This window comes from Streptomyces sp. NPDC026377 (assembly GCF_055567715.1).
Window position 1 is genome coordinate 29,448 of record NZ_JBVHPV010000018.1, and the last position, 23,336, is coordinate 52,783.

The 23,336-nt window shown below is 74.0% G+C and carries 22 protein-coding genes; 17 read left to right on the forward strand and 5 right to left on the reverse strand.

What is annotated here, in order from left to right; translation table 11 throughout:
• Positions 1–161: 161 nt before the first annotated feature.
• The 10 genes from paaA (at position 162) to ACZ4MU_RS29030 (ending at position 8,027) form a co-directional block, all read left to right on the forward strand.
• Positions 162–1,157 (forward strand): 1,2-phenylacetyl-CoA epoxidase subunit PaaA, encoded by a 996-nt coding sequence (paaA, locus tag ACZ4MU_RS28985; protein WP_467882148.1) that lies wholly within the window; start codon positions 162–164, stop codon positions 1,155–1,157.
• Positions 1,154–1,456: a 1,2-phenylacetyl-CoA epoxidase subunit PaaB gene (gene paaB, locus ACZ4MU_RS28990; protein ID WP_467882150.1), complete on the forward strand. Its 303-nt coding sequence runs from the start codon at positions 1,154–1,156 to the stop codon at positions 1,454–1,456. The genes paaA and paaB overlap by 4 nt, the downstream gene beginning before the upstream one ends.
• Positions 1,446–2,219, forward strand: coding sequence for a 1,2-phenylacetyl-CoA epoxidase subunit PaaC (gene paaC / locus ACZ4MU_RS28995; RefSeq protein ID WP_467882152.1), 774 nt, complete (start codon positions 1,446–1,448; stop codon positions 2,217–2,219). Before paaB ends, paaC begins: the two co-directional genes overlap by 11 nt.
• Complete coding sequence (gene paaD, locus ACZ4MU_RS29000; RefSeq protein WP_467882154.1) at positions 2,216–2,710, forward strand: 1,2-phenylacetyl-CoA epoxidase subunit PaaD; 495 nt, start codon at positions 2,216–2,218, stop codon at positions 2,708–2,710. Before paaC ends, paaD begins: the two co-directional genes overlap by 4 nt.
• A gap of 9 nt (positions 2,711–2,719) precedes the next feature.
• Positions 2,720–3,826, forward strand: a complete 1,107-nt coding sequence (locus ACZ4MU_RS29005) for a 2Fe-2S iron-sulfur cluster-binding protein (protein WP_467882156.1) — start codon at positions 2,720–2,722, stop codon at positions 3,824–3,826.
• A gap of 107 nt (positions 3,827–3,933) precedes the next feature.
• The gene (locus ACZ4MU_RS29010; protein WP_467882157.1) at positions 3,934–4,716 is read left to right on the forward strand and encodes an SDR family oxidoreductase; all 783 of its coding nucleotides are present in this window, start codon (positions 3,934–3,936) and stop codon (positions 4,714–4,716) included.
• Positions 4,717–4,748: 32 nt separating this feature from the next.
• Positions 4,749–5,597, forward strand: coding sequence for a tryptophan 2,3-dioxygenase (locus tag ACZ4MU_RS29015; protein ID WP_467882159.1), 849 nt, complete (start codon positions 4,749–4,751; stop codon positions 5,595–5,597).
• Entirely contained in the window at positions 5,590–6,408 is an 819-nt protein-coding gene (locus ACZ4MU_RS29020; RefSeq protein WP_467882160.1) for an alpha/beta hydrolase family protein, read from the forward strand. The genes ACZ4MU_RS29015 and ACZ4MU_RS29020 overlap by 8 nt, the downstream gene beginning before the upstream one ends.
• 50 nt (positions 6,409–6,458) lie before the next feature.
• Positions 6,459–6,764 (forward strand): hypothetical protein, encoded by a 306-nt coding sequence (locus tag ACZ4MU_RS29025; protein ID WP_467882162.1) that lies wholly within the window; start codon positions 6,459–6,461, stop codon positions 6,762–6,764.
• A 96-nt stretch (positions 6,765–6,860) separates the two neighbouring features.
• Positions 6,861–8,027, forward strand: a complete 1,167-nt coding sequence (locus tag ACZ4MU_RS29030; protein WP_467882163.1) for an alpha-hydroxy-acid oxidizing protein — start codon at positions 6,861–6,863, stop codon at positions 8,025–8,027.
• Positions 8,028–8,112: 85 nt separating this feature from the next.
• On the opposite strand, the gene ACZ4MU_RS29035 is transcribed toward ACZ4MU_RS29030, so the two are convergent.
• The 4 genes from ACZ4MU_RS29035 to ACZ4MU_RS29050 form a co-directional block, all read right to left on the reverse strand.
• Positions 8,113–8,928 carry an AfsR/SARP family transcriptional regulator gene (locus ACZ4MU_RS29035; protein WP_467882165.1) on the reverse strand — a complete coding sequence of 272 codons (816 nt, stop codon included), beginning with the start codon at positions 8,926–8,928 and terminating at the stop codon, positions 8,113–8,115.
• Between the two features lie 292 nt (positions 8,929–9,220).
• Positions 9,221–10,453 carry an alpha/beta hydrolase family protein gene (locus ACZ4MU_RS29040; protein ID WP_467882167.1) on the reverse strand — a complete coding sequence of 411 codons (1,233 nt, stop codon included), beginning with the start codon at positions 10,451–10,453 and terminating at the stop codon, positions 9,221–9,223.
• A 118-nt stretch (positions 10,454–10,571) separates the two neighbouring features.
• Positions 10,572–11,246, reverse strand: a complete 675-nt coding sequence (locus ACZ4MU_RS29045) for a TetR/AcrR family transcriptional regulator (protein WP_467882169.1) — start codon at positions 11,244–11,246, stop codon at positions 10,572–10,574.
• Positions 11,247–11,248: 2 nt separating this feature from the next.
• The gene (locus ACZ4MU_RS29050; protein WP_467882171.1) at positions 11,249–12,844 is read right to left on the reverse strand and encodes a DHA2 family efflux MFS transporter permease subunit; all 1,596 of its coding nucleotides are present in this window, start codon (positions 12,842–12,844) and stop codon (positions 11,249–11,251) included.
• Positions 12,845–13,213: 369 nt separating this feature from the next.
• On the opposite strand from ACZ4MU_RS29050, the gene ACZ4MU_RS29055 reads away from it, so the two are divergent.
• From ACZ4MU_RS29055 to ACZ4MU_RS29085, 7 genes are read left to right on the forward strand one after another with little or no spacing between them, the layout of a single operon-like run.
• Positions 13,214–15,007: a fatty acyl-AMP ligase gene (locus ACZ4MU_RS29055; protein WP_467882173.1), complete on the forward strand. Its 1,794-nt coding sequence runs from the start codon at positions 13,214–13,216 to the stop codon at positions 15,005–15,007.
• 42 nt (positions 15,008–15,049) lie between these two features.
• Positions 15,050–15,364, forward strand: a complete 315-nt coding sequence (locus tag ACZ4MU_RS29060) for an acyl carrier protein (protein ID WP_467882175.1) — start codon at positions 15,050–15,052, stop codon at positions 15,362–15,364.
• Complete coding sequence (locus tag ACZ4MU_RS29065; RefSeq protein ID WP_467882176.1) at positions 15,361–18,393, forward strand: type I polyketide synthase; 3,033 nt, start codon at positions 15,361–15,363, stop codon at positions 18,391–18,393. The genes ACZ4MU_RS29060 and ACZ4MU_RS29065 overlap by 4 nt, the downstream gene beginning before the upstream one ends.
• Positions 18,390–19,421 (forward strand): beta-ketoacyl-[acyl-carrier-protein] synthase family protein, encoded by a 1,032-nt coding sequence (locus ACZ4MU_RS29070; protein ID WP_467882178.1) that lies wholly within the window; start codon positions 18,390–18,392, stop codon positions 19,419–19,421. The genes ACZ4MU_RS29065 and ACZ4MU_RS29070 overlap by 4 nt, the downstream gene beginning before the upstream one ends.
• Complete coding sequence (locus tag ACZ4MU_RS29075) at positions 19,418–21,343, forward strand: HAD-IIIC family phosphatase (protein ID WP_467882180.1); 1,926 nt, start codon at positions 19,418–19,420, stop codon at positions 21,341–21,343. Before ACZ4MU_RS29070 ends, ACZ4MU_RS29075 begins: the two co-directional genes overlap by 4 nt.
• Before the next feature lie 2 nt (positions 21,344–21,345).
• A complete protein-coding gene (locus tag ACZ4MU_RS29080; protein ID WP_467882182.1) occupies positions 21,346–21,585 on the forward strand; it encodes an acyl carrier protein in 240 nt (79 codons plus the stop codon).
• Positions 21,582–22,394 carry a thioesterase II family protein gene (locus tag ACZ4MU_RS29085; protein WP_467882184.1) on the forward strand — a complete coding sequence of 271 codons (813 nt, stop codon included), beginning with the start codon at positions 21,582–21,584 and terminating at the stop codon, positions 22,392–22,394. The genes ACZ4MU_RS29080 and ACZ4MU_RS29085 overlap by 4 nt, the downstream gene beginning before the upstream one ends.
• Before the next feature lie 54 nt (positions 22,395–22,448).
• Here the strand turns inward: ACZ4MU_RS29085 and ACZ4MU_RS29090 are convergent, their stop codons facing one another.
• Positions 22,449–23,300, reverse strand: coding sequence for an MBL fold metallo-hydrolase (locus ACZ4MU_RS29090; protein WP_467882186.1), 852 nt, complete (start codon positions 23,298–23,300; stop codon positions 22,449–22,451).
• Positions 23,301–23,336: the final 36 nt, after the last annotated feature.

Sequence of the window (23,336 nt, forward strand, 5' to 3'; positions counted from 1 at the left end):
GAAGAGAGAGGCGTGGCCGGTCCCGCGCACTCCCCCAGCCCCGCGTGACCTTCGTCACGGGCCGACGGCATGTGCCCGGGGATTGGGCGCCCGGGGCCGGACCTCTTCCTCTGTGAAGGCACCGCCACCGCGGCGGTACGGGACGAGGGGGGGGCGACGGCGTGGAGCAGTTCAACGCGCACTTCGAGGCGCTGCTCGCGGCCGGGGAGCAGATCGAGCCCCGGGACTGGATGCCCGACGGCTACCGGCGGATGCTGATCCGGCAGATCTCCCAGCACGCGCACTCCGAGATCATCGGTATGCAGCCCGAGGGCTCCTGGCTGACCCGGGCCCCGTCGCTGCACCGCAAGGCCAGTCTGCTGGCGAAGGTGCAGGACGAGGCGGGGCACGGGCTCTACCTCTACTCGGCGGCGGAGACCCTCGGGGTGTCGCGCGCCGAGCTCCTCGACGCGCTGCACAGCGGCCATCAGCGGTACGCGGCCACCTTCAACCACCCGGCCCTGACCTGGGCCGACACCGGCGCCATCGCCTGGCTCACGGACGGCGCGGCCGTCGTCAACCAGGCGCCGCTGTGCCACACCTCCTACGGCCCGTACGCGCGAGCGATGCGCCGGGTGTGCCAGGAGGAGGCGTTCCACGTCCGCCAGGGCTATGACGTGCTGTGGTCGCTGTGCCGGGGCACACCCGAGCAGAAGCAGATGGCGCAGGACGCCGTCGACCGCTGGTGGCTGCCGGCCGTGGCCCTGATGTTCGGGCCGCCGGACACCGCGGCGGGCGGCGCGGACGACCGCACCGCGGCCATGGGCGCCGCCGTCTCGCGGCGGTCGATGGCCTGGGGCATCAAACAGCACACCAACGACGAGCTGCGCCAGCGGTTCGTCGACAACGTCGTGCCGCAGGCCGAGCGGTTGGGGGTGAGCCTGCCCGACCCGGCGATCCGCTGGAACGAGAAGCGGGGCCACTACGACTTCAGCCCCATCGACTGGCAGTTGTTCCGCGGCGCGCTCGGCGACGGCTCGCAGTGCAGCCGTCGGCGGCTCGCCCACCGGGTGGCCGCGCACGAGGACGGTGCCTGGGTGCGCGAGGCGGTCGACGCCTACGCGGCGGGCCTGGCCGGCGAGGCGGAACAGGACGACGAGGGAAGGCGCGTGGCATGAGCGAGCGGTCCGCACGGGTGCTGACTCCGTGGGAGGTGTTCATCCGGCCGCGCCGGGGCCTGGCCCACCAGCACGTGGGCTCGGTGCACGGCGCCGACGCCGCCATGGCGCTCGCCAACGCCCGTGACCTGTACACGCGCCGGGGGGAGACGGTGTCGGTGTGGGTGGTGCGCTCCGACGCGGTGCACGCCGCCTCACCGAGCGAGAAGGACCCGTTCTTCAGCAACGCCGCCCACAAGCCGTACCGCTACCCCGAGCACTACGTCCCGCTCAACGAGGAGAGCGGCCATGACGGTTGAGACCTCCCGTACGGACGCCGACCTCGCCGCCTACGTCCTGCGGCTGGGCGACGACGCGCTCGTGCTGTGCCAGCGGCTGTGCTCCCTGGTGACCCGGGCTCCCACCATCGAGGAGGACCTGGCGCTCGCCAACATCGCGCTCGACCTGCTCGGCCACGCCCGCACCCTGCTCGCCCACAGCGGCCGGCTCGACGGCACCGGCCGCGACGAGGACGAGCTGGCCTACCACCGCACCGAGCGCCAGTTCCGCAACGTCCTCCTGACGGAGCTCGCGCCCGCCGACTTCGCGGTGACGATCGCCCGCCAGCTGGTGTACGCGCACTACAGCACGCTGCTGTGGAGCGCCCTGGAGAAGTCCCGCGACGACACCCTGTCGGCCTTCGCCGTCCGCGCCGCCCGCGAGGCGGAGTACCACCGGATGCACGCCGACCAGTGGACGGTGCGTCTGGGCCGGGGCACCGGGGAGAGCCGTCGCCGGATGCGGGCCGCACTCGACGTGGTGTGGCCGTACGCGGCCGAGCTCTTCGAGACGGACGCCCTGGTGGAGCGGCTGGACGCGGACGGGACCGCCGTCGCCCCGGCGCGGCTGCGCGAGGAGTGGGAGCGGCAGATCACCGCCGTCCTCGACGACGCGCGCCTCCCCCCGCCCACGCCCTCGTGGCGGGCGACGGGCGGCCGGGAGGGGCTGCACACCGAGGAGTTCGCGCCGCTGATGGCCGAGTTCCGGTCGGTACGCCTGCAGTACCCGGGAGGCACCTGGTGAGCGCCGTTCCCCTGGACCCCGACGAGGTGCGGGCGCGGGTCGGCACCGTGCCCGACCCCGAACTCCCCATGATCACGCTGGCCGATCTCGGTGTCGTCCGCGAGGTCGCGGCGGCGGCCGACGGCGCCCTGGAGGTCGTCATCACCCCGACCTATCTGGGCTGCCCGGCCATGCCCGCGATCGAGGCCGGGATCCGGGCCGCGCTCACCGAGTGCGGCCACCCCGGCGCCCGGGTGCGGCAGGTGCTCGCGCCCGCCTGGACCACCGACTGGATCACCGACGAGGGCCGCCGCAAGCTCGCCGAGCACGGCATCGTGCCGCCCGGCTCCGCCCGGGCCCCGCTGCCGGTCCGGATCGGTCTGGGCGTGCCCTGCCCGCACTGCGGCTCGGTGGCGACCCGGCCGCAGAGCCCGTTCGGGGCGACCCGCTGCCAAGCCGTCCTGGTGTGCACCGCGTGCCGGGAGACCTTCGCGCATCTGAAGGCGATGTGACGCACGATCATGACGACAGCGACGACGGGCGGCGCGCCGGCGCCCGCACGCCGGGCGACCGGCTGGTACCGGCTCCCGGTCACCGCGGTGGAGGCGGTGGGCGAGGAGTCGGTGGCGATCGGCCTGGCCGTGCCCGGTCCGCTCACGGAGGTCTTCGCGCACCGCGCCGGCCAGCACGTGGTCGTACGGCACCGGCCCGAGGGGCGGGAGCTGCGGCGCAGCTACTCGGTCTGCCTTGCGCCCCGTGACCCGGCGGGGCTGCGGATCGTCGTCAAGCGCCTGGGCGCGGACGGCTTCGCCGAGTACGCCACCACCCGCCTCGCCGTCGGCGACACCCTCGAACTCGGCCCGCCCACCGGCGACTTCCACCTGGCGGACGTGCCCGGCGCGCACCATGTGCTGGTGGCGGGCGGCAGCGGGATCACCCCCCTGCTCAGCATGGCGGCGGCCGCCCTGAGCCAGGACCCCTTCTGCCGGGTCTCGCTGGTGTACGCCAACCGCAGCGCCCAGTCGGTGCTCCTCGCGGACGAGCTGACCGACCTCAAGGACGCCCACGTCGGCCGGTTCTTCGCCCTGCACGTGCTCTCCCGCGAGCAGCGCGGGAGCGAGCTGCTGTCGGGCCGGATCGACGGGGCCCGGCTGCCCCGGCTCCTGGCGCTGCTGGGCGCCGAGCCCGACGCGCGCACCCACTTCTACCTGTGCGGGCCGTGGGGGCTGGTGAAGACCGTCCGTGAGGCGCTCGGCCGGTGGGGCGCGGACGAGGCGCGGGTGCGCTTCGAGCTCTTCTCCACCGGCGGCGGCCTGCCGCCCGCTCCCCCGCCCGAGCCGCTGGGCCGCACCGGCCTCATCTCGGCCCGGCTGGACGGCCGCACCACCGAGACGGTGATGCGGCCCGAGGACCGGGTGGTGCTGGACGCGGTCCTGCGGGCCCGGCCCGAGACCCCGTACTCCTGCCGCGACGGCCTGTGCGGCAGCTGCCGCGCCAAGGTGGTCCACGGCAGCGCGGTGATGGACCGTCAGTACGCGCTCGGCCCGGCCGAGTTGGCGGCCGGCTACACCCTGCCCTGCCGGGCGCGGCCGGAGTCGGACGCGATCGCGCTCGACTTCGACGCCTGAGACACGCCCCGCCGCCGGACCCCGGCGCCCGGACACAGCACGTGCATGGCCGTTTCCCCGGCCGCCGCGAGGACCGCGCGGCCCCCGAGATCACAGGAGTGTGGAGCATGACCAGTACGGGCAGGCTGAGCGACCGGACGGCGCTGGTGACCGGCGGCAGCCGGGGGATCGGCCGGGCGATCTCGCTGCGGCTGGCCGCCGAGGGCGCTCTGGTGGCCGTCCACTACGGATACCGCACCGAGGCCGCCGAGGAGGCCGTGGCCGAGATCGAGGCGGCGGGCGGGCGGGCGTTCGCGCTCCGCGCCGAGCTCGGCGTGGCGGGCGACGCCGAGGCGCTGTGGACCGCCTTCGACAAGGGGCTCTCGGAGTACGGGGCCCGGCCCGGCCTGGACATCCTCGTCAACAACGCCGGCGTCACCCTGCCGAAGCGGATCTCGGACGTGAGCGAGGAGGAGTACGACCGGCTCTTCGCCGTCAACGTCAAGGCCCCCTTCTTCGTGATCCAGCAGGGGCTCGGGCGGCTGCGCGACGGCGGCCGGATCATCACCATCTCCTCCGGCGTCACCCGGATCGCCATGCCGAACATCTCCGCGTACGCGATGACCAAGGGCGCACTCGACACCCTGACCCTGGCCCTCGCCCCGGAGCTGGGCCCGCGGGGGATCACCGTCAACGCGGTGGCGCCCGGCTTCACCTACACCGAGATCAACCCGACGCTGAAGGTGCCCGAGGTGCTGAACGCGTACGCCGCCGCCTCCGTCTTCAACCGGATCGGCCGCCCCTCGGACATCGCCGACGTGGTGGCGTTCGTGGCGAGCGACGACGCGCGCTGGGTCACCGGCCAGTGGCTGGACGCGACCGGGGGCGCCCACATCGGAATGCCGGCCTGACCCTCCGGCCCGCCCACGACCTACGGAGACCCATGACCGAGCAGACCAGCGACCCCGCCCCGCCCTCGGCCGCCGAGGCGCCGCAGACGCGGTTCGAGGGGACGACGCCGTACGAGGACTACATCCACGCCTCGCTGCTGTCCACCCTTCAGCGACCGCTCTCCCAGGATCCGGGCGAGATGGCGTTCATCGTCACCACCCAGGTGATGGAGCTGTGGTTCACCCTCATCGTGTACGAGTGGCGCGCGGCGCGGGACGCGTTGCTCAAGGACGACCTGGAGCAGGCCATGGAGGCGCTGCGCCGCAGCCGCCGCTCGCACCGGGCGCTCAACGACTCCTGGACGCCGCTGGCGGCGCTGACCCCGGCCCAGTTCAACGGGTTCCGCGAGGCGTTCGGCGAGGCCTCCGGCTTCCAGTCGGCGATGTACCGGCACATGGAGTTCCTGCTCGCCGACAAGTCCCGCTCCATGGTGCAGGCGCACCGGGGGCACCCGGCGGTCCACGCCGAGCTGGAGCAAGCGCTGTCCGAGCCGTCGCTCTACGACGAGGTGCTGCGCTTCCTCCACCGGCGGGGTCTGCCCGTGCCGGAGCACGTGGTGGAGCGGGACGTGACCGAGGCGTACGAGCCGGACTCCTGGGTCGAGGAGGTGTGGCGGCAGATCTACGCGGGGCCGCAGGACGACCCGCTGGTGCGGCTGGGCGAGGAGCTCACCGAGGTCGCCGAGCTGGTGCTGCGCTGGCGCAGCGACCATCTGCTCGCGACCCGCCGGGCGATGGGCGCCAAGGCGGGCAGCGGCGGCTCCCCGGGCGTGGTGTGGCTGGAGAAGCGCGCCCGCCGGTCGGTCTTCCCCGAGCTCTGGACGGCGCGCAGCCATGTCTGAGACGCCTGCGCGCCGCAGCCCCTCGGCGTTCGCGCTGGAGGAGGAGCGCCGGGTGCTGGGCATCCGCCCGGTGCTGGCCCCCGTACACCGCACGTACGGCCCGCACCCGCACCAGGTGTACGACCTGTGGCCCGCCGAGGACCCCGACGCCCCGCTGGTGATGCTGCTGCACGGCGGCTACTGGCGCTACGACCGGATGCATCTGACCCCGTTCGCGGCCCATCTGGCGCGCCACGGGTTCACCACGGTCCTGCCGGGCTTCCGCCGCTCGGGCGGGGCGGGCGGCTACCCCGCCACCTTCGACGACATCGCGCTCGCCGTGGACACGATCCCGCGGGGCCGGCCGTTCGTGCTGGCGGGCCACTGCTCCGGCGGCCATCTCGCGCTGTGGGCCGGGGCGCGCGGCCTGCTGCCCGAGAGTTCGCCCTGGTACACGACCCGGCTGCCGGCGGCGGTCCTCGGCCTAGCCCCGATCACGGACCTGGCGGCCACGATCCGCGACGACCTCAGCGACGGCGCGGGGCTGCAGCTGCTGGGCGGCCCCGACGAGGTGGCGGCGCGGCTGCCGCTGGTCGACCCGCTCACGCTGCTGCGGGGCCGGGGGACGACGGGGGTTCGGACGGTGGTGCTGCACGGGGAGGCGGACGAGGAGGTGCCGCTGGGGCAGTTCGCCGACTACCTGGCGGCGCACCGGGACGCGGAGCGCGTGGTGCTGCCCGGGACCGGTCACTACACGCTCATCGAGCCGGGCTCCCAGGCGTCGGCGGCGGTGATCGAGACACTGGGACGGCTGGCTCCGGCGTCCGGCTGAGCACGGCGCCCGGCGCCCGGCGTCCCGCGCGGTGCGTCCGGCGTCCCGCGGTGCGTCGGGCGGGCGCCGCCTGGGGCTGGGCATCGACGCCCACCCTCGGCCTGCTCGTCGGTTCGCTGGTGACCGCGCAGCTGGTGCGGGAGCCGCGGGCGACGGGGTACGGGCTGGGCGCCTCCATCGTCGTCAGCGGGCTGTGCCTGCTGCCCGACTCGGCCGGGACGGCGAGCGCACCCTGCCGCGTGACCGGTTCCGCGAGCAGATCACCGCACGGCCGGCCGAGCTGCTCGCGGGGCGGGACGCCGAGCTGCGGGCCGAGCCGATCGCCGGGCAACTGCCGGGGCTCGGGGCGACCTTGAGCCTGCACCCACGAGTCGTCCGTGGGATGGGGCACTGTGGGGTGCGCGCCCGGGTGCGTGCCCGGACAGGCGGGGATCGAGGGAGAGGGCCGCTTGATGAACCAGCCATTCGGTTTCTACCAGAACGAGATCTACTTCGAGGGCCTCGGCGGTGTGGTGCCACGGTTCCCGTTCACCTACGAGGAGTTGGAGTCCCGGGCCGAGGCGGCGCTCGGACCGTCGCTGTGGTCGTACGTGGCCGGCGGCGCGGGCGATGAGCGCACCCAGCGGGCCAACGCCTCGGCCTTCGAGCGGTGGGGCCTCTACCCGAGGATGTTCGTGGGGGCGGCGGAACGGGACCTGACCGTCGACCTGTTCGGCATGACGCTGCCGTCACCGCTGTTCATGGCGCCGATCGGCGTCGTCGGGCTCTGCGCCCAGGACGGGCACGGGGATCTGGCGACGGCCCGCGCGGCCGCCCGCACCGGCGTCCCGATGGTCGCCTCGACGCTGAGCGTCGACCCCCTGGAGGAGGTGGCCGCCGAGTTCGGCTCCACGCCGGGCTTCTTCCAGCTGTACACGCCCACCGACCGGGAGCTGGCCGAGAGCCTGGTACGGCGTGCGGAGACGGCGGGGTTCAAAGCCGTCGTCGTCACTCTGGACACCTGGGTCACGGGGTGGCGCCCGCGCGATCTGAGCACCGGCAACTTCCCCCAGCTGCGCGGCCACTGCCTGGCCAACTACACCTGCGACCCGGTCTTCCGGGCCGCCCTGGAACGCACGCCGGAGGAGGATCCGAGGGCCGCCGCCGGGCGCTGGGCGCAGCTCTTCGGCAACCCGCTCACCTGGGACGACCTGCCCTGGCTGCGGTCACTGACCGAACTGCCGCTGATAGTGAAGGGCATCTGCCACCCCGAGGACGCGCGGCGCGCCAGGGACGGCGGGGTGGACGGCCTCTACTGCTCCAACCACGGCGGGCGCCAGGCCAACGGCGGGCTGCCCGCGCTCGACGCGCTGCCCGGGGTGGTCGAGGCGGCCGAGGGCCTGCCCGTCCTGTTCGACTCGGGGGTGCGCACCGGGGCGGACGTGGTGAAGGCCGTCGCCCTGGGCGCCACGGCCGTGGGTGTCGGCAGGCCGTACGCGTACGGGCTGGCCCTGGGCGGTACGGACGGGGTCGTCCACGTCCTGCGCTCACTCCTCGCGGAGGCGGATCTGCTGATGGCGGTGGACGGCTATCCCGCGCTCGCCGACCTCACCCCGGACTCCCTCCGGCGGGTTCTCTGAGGCCCCGCACCGGCCGCGCCCCTCGGCCCGGTCCGGCGGCACCGGCCCGTGCGGCCGGGCCGGTGCGTGCGCGGCCGGGAGAACGTCAGCGTGCCGAGGCGGTCACGCCGACGGCTTCCAGCCGGGCCGGATCGGCCCGCAGGATGGCCTCCTGGGTGAGCCGCAGCGGCGGGCCCGGCTCGACGCCGAGCTCCTCGCGGATGACCCGGCGCGCGCTGCGGTAGACGCCGAGGGCGTCGCCCTGGCGGCCCACCCGGTACAGGGCCGCCATCAGCTGCCGGTAGAAGGGCTCGCGCAGCGGGTGCTGGACGACCAGTCCCTTGAGCTCCTCTATCACCGCGTGGTGGCGGCCGAGCGCCAGGGCGGATTCGATATTCAACTCGATGCAATTCAGCCGTTTCTCGTCTGCCACGGCGGCGAACGAGCTGATCTCCGAAGACCCCGACATGCCGTCCAGAACGGGCCCCCGCCACAGCGCGAGGGCATTTCTCAGACACTCGGACGCGGCCGGGTAGTCGGCCGCAAGGTAACGGGCCCGGCCGCTTTCATACAGCCTCTCGAAGGTACGGACATCGAGTTGGTTCTGGCTGACGTCGAGAATGTAACCGGGGGAAACGGTGACGATCGGCGAAGCGCGGCCGGGGGCGGCGAGCAGCTTGCGCAGCTGGGACACATAGACCCGCAGGCTGGCCGCCGCACAGCGCGGTGGATGCTGTTCCCAGAGCTCGGCCATGAGTTTGTCCCCCGGAACCGTCTCCCCCGCACGGATCGTCAGCAGAGCCAGCAGCTTGGCGATCTTCGGTGGCGCCGGCGTCAGATCAACGTCGCCGCAGGTCACCCGGAGCCGCCCCAACACCTCGTAGCGCAGCGGATGAGTGGGTCGTGCATAGGACAGGGACACGTGACGCAACCCCCTTGAATGCATGCCAGGCATTCAACTAGTTCGGATCTCCCCGTTCACCCCGGGCTCTCGCGCCCACGATGCACGCGATTGCCGATAAACATCGTAGTCGAGCAGTCGTTACGTAACCATTAAAAGGGCGCTAACACCTGGAGCGCAGCATCCACGAGCCATTTCGGCCATCAATCAGCGGGAATTCGATTACTAATTCCGGGCGCCGTATACGGACGACGGAGGCGGGCGGCCCGGGTGTCACCGGGACCGCCCGCCTCGGGCGCGGGAGCGGATGCGCTCAGACGGACGGCGCGGGTCCGGGCTCGGGGGCCCCGGCCTTCGGCGTCTCGGCCAGCCAGGAGAAGACCCGGTCGTGGAAGAGGGTCATGGAGCCGGAGTGGCAGTGCGCTCCCCCGCCCTCGTCCGCGCTGAAGACATGCAGCGTCTTGGGGCTGTTGAGGCCGGTGTACACCTTCTTCGCGTGTTCCAGACCGGCGAAGAACATGTCCTCCTCGGCGTCGAGCACCAGGACCGGACAGCGCACCCGCCCGATCACGTCGGCCAGGCTGAACGCGGGCATCCGGCGCAGCAGTTGGGCCGGGCTGTGCGCGCCGAACGTCCACATCGCCTGCCGCAGCAGCCAGCGCGTGAAGGTCTGCTGGACGGCGATGCCGTACATCACCGGGTTGGCGAAGTCGTCGCAGCCCTGCTCCACCCACTCCAGGACGAACGGCGGCAGCCACACCACGTCACCGAGCTGCCAGACCGCGTCGTGGACCACGCACCCGGCGAGCCGGTGCTCGAACGCGGCGGCCCGGACGGCGAGCAGCCCGCCGAGACTGGTCCCCATCAGGGTGACCCGCTCGGGGTCCACCCCCGGCTGGGCCAGCGCGAAGTCCACGACAGGTGTGACCACCTCCTCCCAGTCCGGCCGGAAGGTGAGCCCCTGGTCGCGCAGGACCGAGCCCTGGCCGGGGCCCTCGAAGCAGAGGCAGTGGTAGCCGCGCGCCTGGGCGGCGGCCGCGACGAAGAAGTAGCCCTCTTCGAGCGTGGAGTCGATGCCGCCGTGGTGAACGAGGGTCGGACGGGGTCCCTGGGAGTCGTCGGCGCGGTAGAAGTACCCCGGCAACGAGCCGTCCCCGTACGGGATGCTGACGAACTCCGGTGGGCGCTCCATCAGTTGGGCGGCCTGCGCGAAGGTCTCCTTGGAGAGCCGCATCAGCCGCGCCGCCTCCGGGTCGTGCGGGGGGTCGTCGCGCAGGAAGAACTCGGCGGTGCGGTAGTAGGTGTGGGCGCGCAGCAGGGCGGCCCGGGCGTCGACGTTCCGGTCCCGGGCGAGGGCCGCGGTGGCGAGGCCGTGGACGCGCTCGGCCAGCGCGGTCCACTCGCGCCGCCAGGCGTCGGTGTCCCCGTCGGGGATGCGCGAGGCGACGGCGATCACCTCGCCGAGCTGCGCGCCGCCGAAGTCGGCGTAGCCGGCCGCCCGTAAGGCCTGGTAGTCGAAGGCGGGGTCGTCGAAGAGGAACTTCATGGGTGCGGCTCCTGGTGGGGAGGCGGTTCGGGGCCCGTCCGGGGGGCGGGCGGATGGCCCTGCGCGTGCGCGCGGCCGACCAGTGCGTACCGGTGCCCGGCCAGGTGGTGCGCCGGGGCTACCGGGGTGTGGGGCGAGTCCTGGTGCCATCGAGGAAGGTGTCGACGATGGCCTCGGCGAACGCGGCCGATTCCACGGGCCGCTGACGCAGGATCAGCCGTGCCAGCATCGGTCCGGTGAGCAGCTCGATGGCCTGGTCGACGTCGAGTCCGGGGCGCAGCTCCCCTCTCTCGAGCCCGTCGCGCAGCACCTGCCGCATGGCGTCCCTCCGTGCGGCGACCGCGGTGTCCTCGTACCGCTCCACGAGCTGCGGGCGGTGCACCGCCTCCCCGAGGAGGCCGGCGAGGAGGCGGTGCAGATTGGTGTCCTGGCCTCGGTGGCGGATCTGGTCGACCAGGTCCACGAGCCGGTCCCGCAGGGGCAGCCCCTGCGACGGGGTGACGGGTACGTCGAGGCTGCTCAGGGCGGCGAGCACCAGCTCTTCCTTGTTGCGCCAGCGGCGGTAGACGGTGGCGCGGGCCACCCCGGCCCGCTGGGCCACCAGGTCCATCGACAGCGCGCCGAAGCTGCGCCCCTCGCCCAGCAGGCCCAGGGTGCTCTCCAGGATCGCGCGGTCGGCGGCGGGGTCGCGCCGGCGCCCGCCGCGGGCGGTGTTCCGGCCGGGCGGCGGGGAGAGGGGCCGCAGGCCGGCGGGCGCGGCGCCCTCGGCCTCCGGTGGAACGGGTGGGGGCATGCTCAGACCTCCGTGGGGTGGTGGACTGCGGCGGTTTCCTCCGCTCCCGCGTGGCCGTCCGGGGTACGGGCGGGCAGCAGGAACAGGCTGAGGAGGGCGCCGAGGAGGGTGACTCCGGCGGCGACCAGTGCGGTGAGGTGCATCGCGGAGACGAACGCGTCGACGGCGTGGTCCGCGAGAGCGGCGCCGTGCGGGCCGAGCCCGTCGGCGACGGCGAGGCTGCTCTGCACGGACTCCCCGGCCCTGTCCCGCAGGTGGTCCGGCACGTCCGCCAGGTGTCCCGACATCCGCGAGCGGTAGGCGGTGGAGAGCACCGAGCCGAGGACCGCGACGCCGAGCGCCCCGCCCACCTGGCGGAAGGTGGTGTTGACGGCGGAGCCGGTACCGGCCCGCTGCCGGGGCAGGGCCGACATCACGGCGGCCGTGGCGGGCGGCATCACACAGGCGATGCCCACGCCGAGCACGAAGAAGACGGATTCGAGCAGCCAGAGCGAGGTGTGCTCGTCGACGGTGGCCACGGTGGCGAAGGCCAGGGTGGTCAGCAGCATCCCGGTGGCGCACACCGGCCGCACCCCGATCCGCCGGGCCGCCAGCGTCGCGGGCGGTGAGCACGCCAACTGGGCCACGGCCAGCGGCAGCAGGCAGTACCCGGCCTCCAGCGGCGTCCAGCCGCGCACGCTCTGCAGATAGAAGACCAGGAAGAAGGTGGCGCCGAGCAGCGCGAAGAAGACCAGGCCGATCACGGTCACGGCGGCCGAGAAGCGCGGGAGGCGGAACAGCGCCACATCGAGCGCGGGGCGCGGCGCCCGTCGCTCCCAGACGACGAAGGCCGCGAGGACCACGAGCCCGCCGAGCATCGTCGCCCAGACCCGGGGCGCCGCCCAGTCGTCCTTCTCGCCGCCCTGGATCACCCCGTACACCAGCAGCGTCAGACCCGCCACGGACAGGGCGACGCCCAGCGGGTCGTAGCCGCCGCGTCCGGGGTCCCGCGACTCCGGCACGACGATCAGCGCGGCGACGGTGCCGACCACGACGATCGGGATGTTGATGAGGAAGACCGAGCCCCACCAGAAGTGCTCCAGGAGCGCGCCGCCGGTGATGGGCCCCACCGCTACCGCCAGACCGGCCGCCCCGGCCCAGACGCCGATGGCCTTGGCGTGTTCGGCGGGCGGGAAGACGTTCATGATGATCGCCAGGGTGGCCGGCATCACCAGGGCGCCGCCGACGCCGAGTCCCGCGCGGGCGGCGACGAGTTCGTCCGCGCTGCCCGCGTAGGCGGACCAGAGCGAGCAGCCGCCGAAGACGGCGAGCCCGGCCACCAGGGTGCGTTTGCGGCCCCAGCGGTCGGCCAGTACGCCGGTGCTGAACAGCAGGGCCGCGAAGACGAGCGTGTAGGAGTCCACCGACCACTGGAGCGCGCCGGAGGAGGCGCCCAGGCCCTGGGGTGCGGGCTCGGCGAGCGTCTTGAGCGCGACGTTCAGGATCGAGGTGTCGAGGACCACGAGCAGGAGGCTCACCACGAGGACGCCCAGGACCCACCAGCGGTGGGCGGCGGCCCGGTCCTGCTCGGCCGGACGGGATGTGAGCTGAGTGGTCACGGATGCCGCTCCTCGGAAGGAAGAGGGTGCTGCGTGAACTGCCGTCTGTCGCTGTGCGGTCACCGACGCTAGACCCGGCCGCCAATCGAGTCAATGCCGTATCGAAACATCCCTGACTCATATCCGGACGGCTCCGGACGGCCCCGGGGGCCGCGCGGCACTGCGTGCCAACTTGCCCTCCCCGTATGCGCAGACGGGCTCGGTTTGCCCCCTCCACGACACGCTGCGGCAAGACCCGAAGCTGCGACGTGCACCGCAAGGCTGCCTTTACAGGTCCTTTTCACTTCCCGCCAACGATGGTGCGACAGATGGCACTTGGTGCCGCGACAGCCCGACCCGGCGACACCGGACCCAGCGACAGGGGAAGAGATGCACAGGACGTTGACCGAGGCCGTACGTGCCGGAGCGGAGCAGCACCCCGACCGGCCCGCGTTCGTGTACCTGCACGAGGACGGCCGGGCCATGCGGCCCCAGGAGCTCACCTACGCCGAACTGGACCGCCGCGCCCGGCTGATCGCCACCCGGCTGCGCCAGGAGTCGACGGGGGACCCGGACCGGCCGGTGCTGCTGCTCTACCCGCCCACCCTGGAGTTCGTCACCGCCTTCCTCGGCTGCTTCTACGCCGGGCGCACGGCCATTCCGGCGCCGCTGCCGGACGAGCCGGGCGAGCGCATCGCCCGGGTCAGCGGCATCCTGCGGGACGCCTCGGCCGGCGCGGTCCTCACCGTCCCCGAGCAGCGCCAGGCGCTCGCCGCCTGGCTGGCCGCCTCGGGCGAGCGGGACGTGGTGTGCCTGGCGCCGCAGGACGACGGCGAGGACTGCGCGCTGTGGCTCCCGCCCCAGGTCCGCGACGACGACATCGCCTTCCTCCAGTACAGCTCGGGCTCCACCAGCCGCCCCAAGGGCGTCATGGTCACGCACGCCAACCTGGCCGCCAACCAGGAGGCCATCCACCGTTCGATGCTGACCGGGCCCGGGGTCGTCACCGGCAGCTGGCTGCCGCTCTACCACGACATGGGCCTCATCGGGATGACGCTGCACCCGCTGTGGATGGGCGGCACCAGCGTCCAGATGTCGCCCGTCTCCTTCATCAAGCAGCCGCACCGCTGGCTGCGGATGATCCACGACTACCGCGTCGAGGGCACCGCCGCGCCCGACTTCGGCTACGAGCTGTGCGCCCGCCGCACCACCGACGAGCAGGCCGAGGGGCTCGACCTGTCCAGCCTGCGCGTCGCGCTCAACGGCGCCGAGCCGGTGCGCGCCGCCACCATCCGCACCTTCACCGCCCGCTTCGCCGCCCACGGGCTGCGCCCCGAGGCGCTGTTCCCCTGCTACGGCCTGGCCGAGAACACCCTGCTCGCCTCCGCCGGGGACACCACGGGCCGCCACGTCGAACTGGCCGTCGACGCCCATCTGCTGGAGCAGCACGAGCTGCGCCCCGCCCGCCCCGACCGCACCTCCAGGACCCTCGTCGGCTGCGGCGCGCCGGCCGGCAGCGAAGTGCTCATCGTGGACCCGATGACGCACGAGGTGCTGGCCGACGGCCGGGTCGGGGAGATCTGGCTGCGCGGGCCCTCCGTCGCGCGCGGCTACTGGAACCGCCCCGAGGCCACCGACGAGACCTTCCGCGCCGAGACCGCGGACGGCCGCTCGGGCTTCCTGCGCACCGGCGACCTCGGCGGCCTGGTGGACGGCGAGCTCTTCGTCACCGGCCGCATCAAGGAGATGCTCATCCACCACGGCCGCAACCTCTACCCCCAGGACATCGAGCAGGCCGTGCAGGACTCGGGCCCCGCGCTGCGCCGCGGCGGCGGCGCGGTGTTCACCGTCGGGGACGAGGAGGAGACCCGCGGTCACGTCGTGGTGGTGCAGGAGGTGCGGCCCAGCCGCCAGGGCGAACACGACCTGCCCGCCCTCGCCGCGCAGGTCCAGACGGTGCTCAGCCGCAGGTTCCAGCTCCCCGCCGCCAGTGTGGTCCTGGTGCGCCCCGGCGCGGTCCGCAAGACCACCAGCGGCAAGACCCAGCGCACCCTGATGCGCCGTCTCTTCCTCGACGGCGCCCTGTCCGCACTCCACCAGCGCCTGGAACGGCCGGTGGCGGCCCTCGTCGCCCCGGCCGCCGAGAGCGCCGAGCCCGCTCCGCTGGCCGCCCCCGGCCGCTGAGCCCGCCCGGCCCACCGAGCGCCCCCAAGGAAGAGGTTCCTCATGTCCATCGCCCCCGTCACCCGCACCGCGATCCGCCCGCAGACCCCGGTCCTGGCCCCCGCCGACCTGGAGAAGTGGCTCATCGACCGGGTGGCCTTCCATCTGCACCGGCCCGCCCGCGAGATCGACCCGACGACCCCGCTCGCCGACTACGGCATCGACTCGGTGGCCGCCATCGGCATCTGCGGCGAGATAGAGGAACGCCATCTGCTGGCGGTCCCGCCGACCCTCGCCTACGACTTCCCGACGGTACGCGCCATCGCCGGGCACCTGGCCGAGCTGCTCGCCGTGGGGGACGCCGGGGCCGCCTCATGAGCGCACCCGAACCGGTCGCGGTCGTCGGGCTCGACTGCCGCTTCCCCGGGGCCCGGGACGCCGGCGAGTTCTGGAAGCTCCTGATGGAGGGCCGGGACGGCACCCGGCGCGTCCCCGAGGAGCGCTGGGAGGCCGACCGCTACCGGCTCGACGAGGCGGTGGCCCCCGGCGAGGCCCGGCCCCCCGGCCGCTCCAACACGGTACGCGGCGGGTTCATCGACGACCCGGACGCCTTCGACCCCGCCTTCTTCGGGATCTCCCCGCGCGAGGCGGCCGCCATGGACCCGCAGCAGCGGCTCCTGCTCCAGTGCTCCTGGCGGGCCGTGGAGGACGCCACGGTCGCCCCCGAGGACCTGGCGGGCACCGACACCGGCGTGTTCGTGGGGGTGATGGCCAACGAGTGGGCCCATCTCCAGCTCGCCGACTACGACCGGATCACCGCCCGGCACGGCTCCGGCAACGGCTACTTCATGGGTGCCAACCGCGTCTCGTACCACCTGGACCTGAAGGGTCCCAGCCTCGCCGTCGACACGGCCTGCTCGTCCTCGCTGGTCGCCCTGCACCTGGCCGCCGGCGCGCTGCGGGCGGGCGACTGCGGCTACGCGCTCGCCGGGGGCACCAACCTGATCATGACGCCGGTCCTCAACATCTTCTACACCCAGGCGGGCCTGTCCGCGCCGGACGGCCGCTGCAAGCCGTTCAGCGCCTCGGCCGACGGGATCGGCCGCGCCGAGGGCGTCGCCGTCCTGGTCCTGCGCCGGCTCGCCGACGCACTCGCCGACCGCCAGCCCGTCTACGCCGTGCTGCGCGGCACCGGCGTCAACCAGGACGGCCGCAGCAACGGCATCACCGCGCCCAACCGGTGGGCCCAGCAGCAGCTCATCGAGCGGGTGTGGCGGGCGGCCGGGGTCGGCGCCGACGACATCGGCTTCATCGAGGCGCACGGCACCGGCACCCTGCTCGGCGACATGATGGAGGCGCAGGCGCTCGGGCACCTCACCCGTGGCCGCACCGGCGGCAGCGTCGCCCTCGGCTCGGTCAAGAGCAACTTCGGGCACGCCGAGGGCGCGGCCGGGATCGCCGGGGTCGTCAAGACCGTGCTGGCGCTGCACCACCGCACCGTGCCGCCCAGCCGCTTCGCCGAGGACGAGAACCCCCGGCTCCAACTCCCCGACCGGCGCCTGACGTTGCTCAGGTCCCCGCTGCGGCTGCCGTCCGGCACGGTGCACGCCGCCGTCAGCAGCTTCGGCATGGGCGGCACCAACGCGCACGCCGTGCTCGCCTCGCCGCCGCGCGCCGTCCACCGCTCCGGCGCGCGGGTGCCGGGCGTGTTCACCGTCTCGGCCCGCTCGGCACGTCAGCTGGGCCCCAATCTGCTGGCCCAGGCCGACGCGCTGGCCCGGCAGCCCGAGGACCGGCTCGCCCAGCTGTGCTGGACCAGCAACCGGGTCAAGTCCCGGTTGCCGCACCGCGTCGCCGTCACCGCGGGCGACCTGGCGGCCCTGGTGGCGGGGCTGCGCAAGGCGGCCGGGCGCACCCACGACGAGGACGGCGGGGTGCGGCGCACGGCGCCCGCGGTGGCGTTCGCGTTCACCGGCCAGGGCGCCCAGCACCCCGGTATGGCCGCCTCCTGGTACGCCTCCTCCCCCGTCTACGCCCGCCTCCTCGACGAGATCGACGGCCTGCTCGCCGTCCACGTCGGCCGCTCGGTGCGCGACGCGGTCCTGGAGGGCGACGCCGAGGTGCACCGCACGGGCCTGGCCCAGCCCGCGCTCTTCGCGGTCGAGTACGCGATGGCGGGCGCCCTGGCCGACGCCGGGATCCGGCCCGCCGCCGTCATCGGCCACAGCATCGGCGAGTTCGCCGCCGCCTGCGCGGCCGGGGTGCTCGACCCCGCCGACGCGGCCCGCCTGGTCGCCCGGCGCGGGGCGCTGATGGAGGCACTGCCGGACGGCGGCGGCATGCTCTCCGTACCCCTGTCCGAGGCGGAGACGCTGGCCCTGCTCGGTGACGCCGGGCGGGTGTGCGTCGCCGCCGTCAACGGCCCGCGCGCCACCGTCGTCGCCGGTGATCTCGACGAACTCGCCCGGCTGCGCGCCGAGTTGGCGGGCAGCGGCGTCACCGCCCGCCCGCTGACCGTCTCGCACGCCTTCCACTCCCCGCTGATGCGGCCGGCCGTCGGGCCGTTGCGGGCCGAGGGTGCGGGCGTGGCGGTGAGCGCGCCCGCGGTACCGGTCTTCTCCACCGTGTACGGACGGGTCATGGGCGACGCGGAGCGCATGGACGCCGCGTACTGGGCGCGCCAGCTCACCGCGCCGGTACGGTTCGCCGACGCCGCCGCCGAGCTGCTGGCCTCGGGCGTGACCCACGTCGTGGAGATCGGTCCGCGCGCCGTGCTCACCCCCCTGCTCGCCCGGCTTCGGCCCGCCGACGCGGATCCGGTGCACTGCGTGGCCGCCCACCCGGGCGAACGCGCGCCCCGCCACCCGCTGCACCACCTGCTCGGCGAGTTGTGGAGCACGGGCGCCGACCCCACCTGGGACAGCCTGTACCCGGAGGCGGACCGTGTGCCGCGCCGGCTGCCGCCGTACGTCTTCGACGACAGCTTCCGCTCCTGGCGCTCGGCCACCGCCCCCGAACCGCCCGCGCCCCGCCCGCCCGCCCGGGAGGCGGCGCCCGGCACCCCGGCAACGGACCTCACACCGGCGCCGACGGGCGGTGGCGCCCCCCACCGGGTGGCGGAGGTCACCCACCGCCTGGTGTGCCGGATCGGCGGCCACGCCCCCTCGGCGGTACGGGACCGCTCCCGCCTCGCCGAGGACCTCGGCTTCGACTCGATCCAGGTCATGGAGCTCAAGACCCGCGTCGAGAACGAGCTGCCCGAGCTCGGCAGTCTGCCCGTCGAAGAGCTGCTCGCCAGCCTGGAGACCGTGGGCGACCTCAACCGCTATCTCACCGAGCGCCTGCTCGTCCCGGCCGCCTCCGCGGCGGCCACCGAGCCGTCCATCCCGGAAGGACCGCGCACATGAGCCCGTCACCCGCACCCGTCGCCCATCTGGTCTCGGTCGGCACCTGTCTGCCGGGCGAACCGGTGGACAACGCCACCCTGGCCAAGCTCGTCGGCGTGGACGAGCAGTGGGCCGAGCTGTTCATCGGCAACGTCGGCCGGCACTTCGCCGTCGACCTGGAGACCGGCCGGGTCCGCCACTCCCTGGCGGACATCGCCTCGACCGCGGCTGACCGGGCCCTCGCGGCGGCGGGTCTGGAGGCGGTCGACATCGACTGCGTCGTCATGGGCACCGCCACCCCGGACCAGCTGATGCCCGCCACCGTCAACCTGGTGGCGGACCGGCTCGGCATCGACAACGTCCCCACCTACCAGCTCCAGTCCGGCTGCGCCGGGGCCGTGCAGGCGCTCGACGTGGCCCGCACCCTGCTCCTCGCCGGGCGCTGCTCGACGATCCTGGTGATCGGCGGGGACGTCTGCGCCAAGCATCTGGAGACCGACTTCGACGCCGGTTCGCGCACCCCCGCCGAGCTGGTCAACTACATCCTCTTCGGCGACGGGGCGGGCGCGGCCGTGCTCAGCACCGAGTCCTTCGGGGAGCGCGTCGAGATCCGCCAGGTCCTCAACCGCCTGGTGGGCCTGGGCAAGGCCCCGGGGCAGGTCATCGACTGGTTCGGCCTGGGCGACCGGCACAGCGGCCGCACCGCGGTCAGCGAGGACTACAAGGCGATCGAGGCGGCCGTGCCGGTGCTCGCGACCCAGATGTTCTGGGAGCTGATCGGGGACGTGGGCTGGACCGCGGACCAGGTGGACTACCTGCTTCCGCCCCAGCTCTCGGGCCGGATGAGCGACCGCATCTCCGAGGCGATGCCCGCCCCGCTCGCCCGGCGCGTCAACGTGGTGCGCAACGTCGGCAACAACGGCAACGCGCTGCCCTTCCTCCAGCTCGCCGAACTGCTCGGCCAGTGGAAGGGCGGCGGGCGCGCCGTCACCGTGGCCGTGGAGTCCAGCAAGTGGATCAAGTCCGGTATCGCCCTGGAGCGTGCATGACCACCACCGAACCCCTCAACGCCCGGAACAGCGCGAGCAGTTGGCTCGACCCGGAGGCGCTGCGGACCCTGCGCGGCCTGTACGCGGCCGGGCGCCTCGAAGCCGACTACCCCTCGGTGCGGACCCTGCTCGCCCGGCTGCCCGAGGCCCAGCTGCCCGCCGCCGGGCAACTGCTCGCCCGGCTCGACCGCGAGGACGTCGCCCGCCACCACCCGGACGTGCCGGTGGTCACCGTCGCCGTGACCGGCCAGTCCACCATCGCCCCGCTCCTCGCCCCGCTCACCGCGGAGCTGGCGCGCCACGGGCTGCTCCTCGACCCGGTGCTCTCGCCGTACGGCTCGTATCTGGCGGATCTGCTGGGCCCCGGCTCCCCGGGCGGCCCCCGGCCCCGCCTCACGCTGTGCCTGCTGGACGCGCACACCGTCTTCGAGGAGGTGCCGCTGCCCTGGCGGGTCGAGGACGTGGAGGCCGCGGCCCGGTCCCGGCTCGCGCTGCTCGGCCGGGCCGTCCGCGCCCACCAGGACGCCGGGCGCGGGCCGCTGGTCCTCAACACAGTGCCGCTGCTGCACGGCCACGCCCGTCAGCTCGTCGATCTGCGCTCCCGGGCCCGGCTCGGTGTCGTGTGGCGGGAGTTCAACGGCGGCCTGCTCGCCCTCGCCGAGGAGCACCCCGGGGTGATCGTCGTCGACCTCGACCCGCTGGCCGCCCGGGGCACCGCCGCGTACGAGCCGCGCACCGGCCTGTACGCCAAGGCGCGCCTCGCCGAGGGCCTGCTGGCGGCCTACGCCCGCGATGTCGGCCACCTCGTCACCGGGCTGCTCGGCCGGACCCGCAAGTGCCTCGTCCTCGATCTGGACGGGACGCTGTGGGGCGGTGTGCTCGGTGAGGACGGCCAGGAGGGCGTCGAACTCGGCGGCGGTTTCCGGGGCGAGGCGTTCGTCGAGTTCCAGCGGGTGCTCGTCCAGCTCGGCTCCCAGGGCGTCCTGCTCGCCGTCAGCAGCAAGAACGACGACGACCAGGTGCGCCGGGCGCTGCGCGACCACCCCTCGATGCTGCTGCGCGAGGACGACTTCGTCCGCGTCAACGCCAACTGGTCGGCCAAGCACGACAATCTGCGCGACATCGCCGAGCGGCTCGGGCTCGGTCTGGACAGCTTCGTCTTCGTCGACGACAGCACCTTCGAGTGCGGTCTGGTACGGGAGCAGCTGCCGCAGGTCGCGGTGGTCCGCGTCGACGAGGAACCGGCCCTGCACCCGGCCGCGCTGCTCGCGGACGGCTGGTTCGACCTGCCCGTTCTGACCGACGAGGACCGCGCACGGGCCGGGCGCTACCGCACGGAGGCCCGGCGCCAGGAGTTCCGCGAGGACGTCGGCTCCTACCAGGACTACCTCGACGGCCTCGGCATCGAGGTGACGGTCCGCCCGCCGGAGCCCGCGGAGCTGCCCCGGGTCTCCCAGCTCACCCTGCGCACCAACCAGTTCCACCTCGCCCCCGAACGGCTGCAACTGCCGCAGGTGCGGGAGTGGGCCGAGGGCCCCGACCGCACGGTGCTCGTCGTCCACGCCCGCGACCGGTTCGGCGACCACGGCCTGGTGGGCGCGGTGTTCCTGCGCCGCGACGCACAGGACCTGCACATCGACAACTACGTGCTGAGCTGCCGGGTGTTCTCGCGCGGCATCGAGAGCGCCTGCCTGGCGGCCGTCCTGGAGCACGCGGCCGCCTCCGGCGCCCGTGGCGCGCGGGCCCGCCACCGGCCCACCTCGCGCAACGCCGCCTTCTCCTCCTTCTATCCCGACCACGGCTTCGTCCCCACGGGCGTGGCCCCTGACGACCCCACCACCGTGGTCTTCCGCCACGCCCTGCGCGACATCCCGCCCGCTCCCGCCCATCTGCGGCTGCGCACCGCCTTCGAGGAGAGCTGACCATGACCGCCACCGCCATCGCCGACACCACCGGGTTCCGCGCGCTCCTGGAGGACGAACTCGGCATCCGCCTCACCCCCGAGGACCTGGACCGGCCACTGGACGAAGTGGCCGAGTGGGACTCGGTCCATCTGCTGCGTTTGGTCACCGTGGTGGAGAGCGTCACCGGCCGCCGCATCCCGGTGGCCGGTCTCCTGGAGGCCGCGACCTTCCGGCAGATGTACGAGGTGGTGCGCGCGTGAACCCGCCCGCCACGGCCCCGCGGTGCCTCGTCCGGGCGCCGCGCGAGGACGCGCCGCTGCGGTTGTTCTGCTTCCACCACGCGGGCGGCGGCGCCTCGTTCTTCGGCCCCTGGCGGGACCGGGTGGCGGCGGGCGTCGACGTCCTGCCGGTGCAGTTGCCCGGCCGCGAGTCCCGGTTGCGCGAACCGCGGTTCCAGGACGCGGGGACCGCGGCCGGGGCCCTCGCCGGCGAACTCGCCCCGTGGCTGGACCGGCCGTACGCGGTGTACGGGCACAGCATGGGGGCGCTGCTCGCCTTCGCGGTGGTGGCCGCCCGGATGCGGGCGGGCGGCCGGGCACCGCTCGCCGTGTTCGTCGGCGCGTACGGGGCGCCACACCTCACCCCGCCGCTGCCTCCGGCCGATCTGTACGGGGACGCGGACCTCGCCCGTCTGCTGGTGGACGTCGGCGGGCTGCACCCGCAGTTCCTCGGCCGGCCCGACTGGCTGCGCGCGCTGCTGCCCGTGGTCCGCGACGACCTGCGGATCTGCGCCAGCCACCGGGAGGCGGGGCTGCCGGACCCGGACGAGGCGGGGCAGCGGCTGCCGCTCGACATCCGGGCCTTCGCGGGCGCGGACGACGCGCTCGTGGACGCCGGTGCGGTGTACGCCTGGGAGCGGTACGCGCGCGAGTTCCGGCTCACGACGGTGCCGGGCGGGCACTTCTTCCCCCGCGAGGCCCCCGAGCCGTTCTTCGAGGAGCTCAACCGCTCCCTGACCGGGCTGCTCGCCGAAGCCCGGCGGGCCCCGGTCCGACAGGCCCCGGTCTGACGGGGCCCGGTCCGACGGGCCCCGGTCCGACAGGCCGCCGTCGGGCAGGCCGTCTCACCGAGGCCCCACCACGCGCGGCACTCCCGCCATGCGCCGCCGTGCCTCCTCGGCGTTCTTCTCGTACAGGGCGCGCTGCTCGGCCACGCCGGGCATGACCCACAGGGGGCGCGAGGTGCCGTCGGCGAACGCGAGCCCCTGGGTGTCGGGGCGCAGCCCGGTGAGGGTGAGCGCGAACGGCTCCTGGTAGTCGACGGCGCCGTCCGCGGTGAGACGGAAGGGGCGGTCGTGGCCCGGGTAGATGACATCGGCCTCCCGGATCACCCGGTCGATGCTGCGGGCCGCGAGGTCGGCGTCCCAGAAGACCAGCGGGTTGCGGCCGGTGGTGGCCACGTACGCGAAGTGCAGGGCGTCGCCGGTGATCGCGGCCACCCCGGCGTCGGTGTCGACCAGGACTCCGATGCTGCCGGGCGAGTGGCCGGGCAGGGCGATGACGCTGACGCCGGGCATGATCTCCTCGCCGTCCGCCACCTCGCGGACGGGCAGTTGTTCCAGGAGCAGCCCGGTCCAGGCGGGGGTCGCCCAGTCGTTGGCGTGCGGCGCGTGGGCGTAGCGGCGTTCGTCGCCGTGGAGGAGGAGTTCGGCGCGGGGGAACAGGTCGATGTTCTGTACGTGGTCCCAGTGGGCGTGGGTGAGCACCACGGTGTCGATGTCCCGTGCCGTCAGGCCGTGGGCGGCGAGCGCCGCCCACAGATGGGGGCGCCGCCCGACATGGGCCGCGTCGACCAGGACGGTGCGGGGGCGGCCGGTGGCGTCGGCGCCCCGGACGAGAAAGACCCCGCAGAAGGCGGGGTAGCCCTGGTCGGTGTCGATGGCGAAGCCGGGCAGGAGAATGTCGATCGTCGGCATGGAACTCCCTTGGCCGTGGCCGCCGTCGAGGCGCGG

Excerpts from the sequence above, each read along its gene's own strand:
- paaB (WP_467882150.1), top strand. The coding sequence starts at position 1,154 with ATGAGCGAGCGGTCCGCACGGGTGCTGACTCCGTGGGAGGTGTTCATC.
- ACZ4MU_RS29065 (WP_467882176.1), top strand. The coding sequence starts at position 15,361 with ATGAGCGCACCCGAACCGGTCGCGGTCGTCGGGCTCGACTGCCGCTTC.
- ACZ4MU_RS29020 (WP_467882160.1), top strand. The coding sequence starts at position 5,590 with ATGTCTGAGACGCCTGCGCGCCGCAGCCCCTCGGCGTTCGCGCTGGAG.
- ACZ4MU_RS29070 (WP_467882178.1), top strand. The coding sequence starts at position 18,390 with ATGAGCCCGTCACCCGCACCCGTCGCCCATCTGGTCTCGGTCGGCACC.
- ACZ4MU_RS29030 (WP_467882163.1), top strand. The coding sequence starts at position 6,861 with ATGAACCAGCCATTCGGTTTCTACCAGAACGAGATCTACTTCGAGGGC.
- ACZ4MU_RS29045 (WP_467882169.1), bottom strand. The coding sequence starts at position 11,246 with ATGCCCCCACCCGTTCCACCGGAGGCCGAGGGCGCCGCGCCCGCCGGC.
- ACZ4MU_RS29040 (WP_467882167.1), bottom strand. The coding sequence starts at position 10,453 with ATGAAGTTCCTCTTCGACGACCCCGCCTTCGACTACCAGGCCTTACGG.
- ACZ4MU_RS29005 (WP_467882156.1), top strand. The coding sequence starts at position 2,720 with ATGACGACAGCGACGACGGGCGGCGCGCCGGCGCCCGCACGCCGGGCG.
- ACZ4MU_RS29015 (WP_467882159.1), top strand. The coding sequence starts at position 4,749 with ATGACCGAGCAGACCAGCGACCCCGCCCCGCCCTCGGCCGCCGAGGCG.
- ACZ4MU_RS29055 (WP_467882173.1), top strand. The coding sequence starts at position 13,214 with ATGCACAGGACGTTGACCGAGGCCGTACGTGCCGGAGCGGAGCAGCAC.
- ACZ4MU_RS29075 (WP_467882180.1), top strand. The coding sequence starts at position 19,418 with ATGACCACCACCGAACCCCTCAACGCCCGGAACAGCGCGAGCAGTTGG.
- ACZ4MU_RS29080 (WP_467882182.1), top strand. The coding sequence starts at position 21,346 with ATGACCGCCACCGCCATCGCCGACACCACCGGGTTCCGCGCGCTCCTG.
- ACZ4MU_RS29060 (WP_467882175.1), top strand. The coding sequence starts at position 15,050 with ATGTCCATCGCCCCCGTCACCCGCACCGCGATCCGCCCGCAGACCCCG.
- ACZ4MU_RS29090 (WP_467882186.1), bottom strand. The coding sequence starts at position 23,300 with ATGCCGACGATCGACATTCTCCTGCCCGGCTTCGCCATCGACACCGAC.
- paaC (WP_467882152.1), top strand. The coding sequence starts at position 1,446 with ATGACGGTTGAGACCTCCCGTACGGACGCCGACCTCGCCGCCTACGTC.
- ACZ4MU_RS29010 (WP_467882157.1), top strand. The coding sequence starts at position 3,934 with ATGACCAGTACGGGCAGGCTGAGCGACCGGACGGCGCTGGTGACCGGC.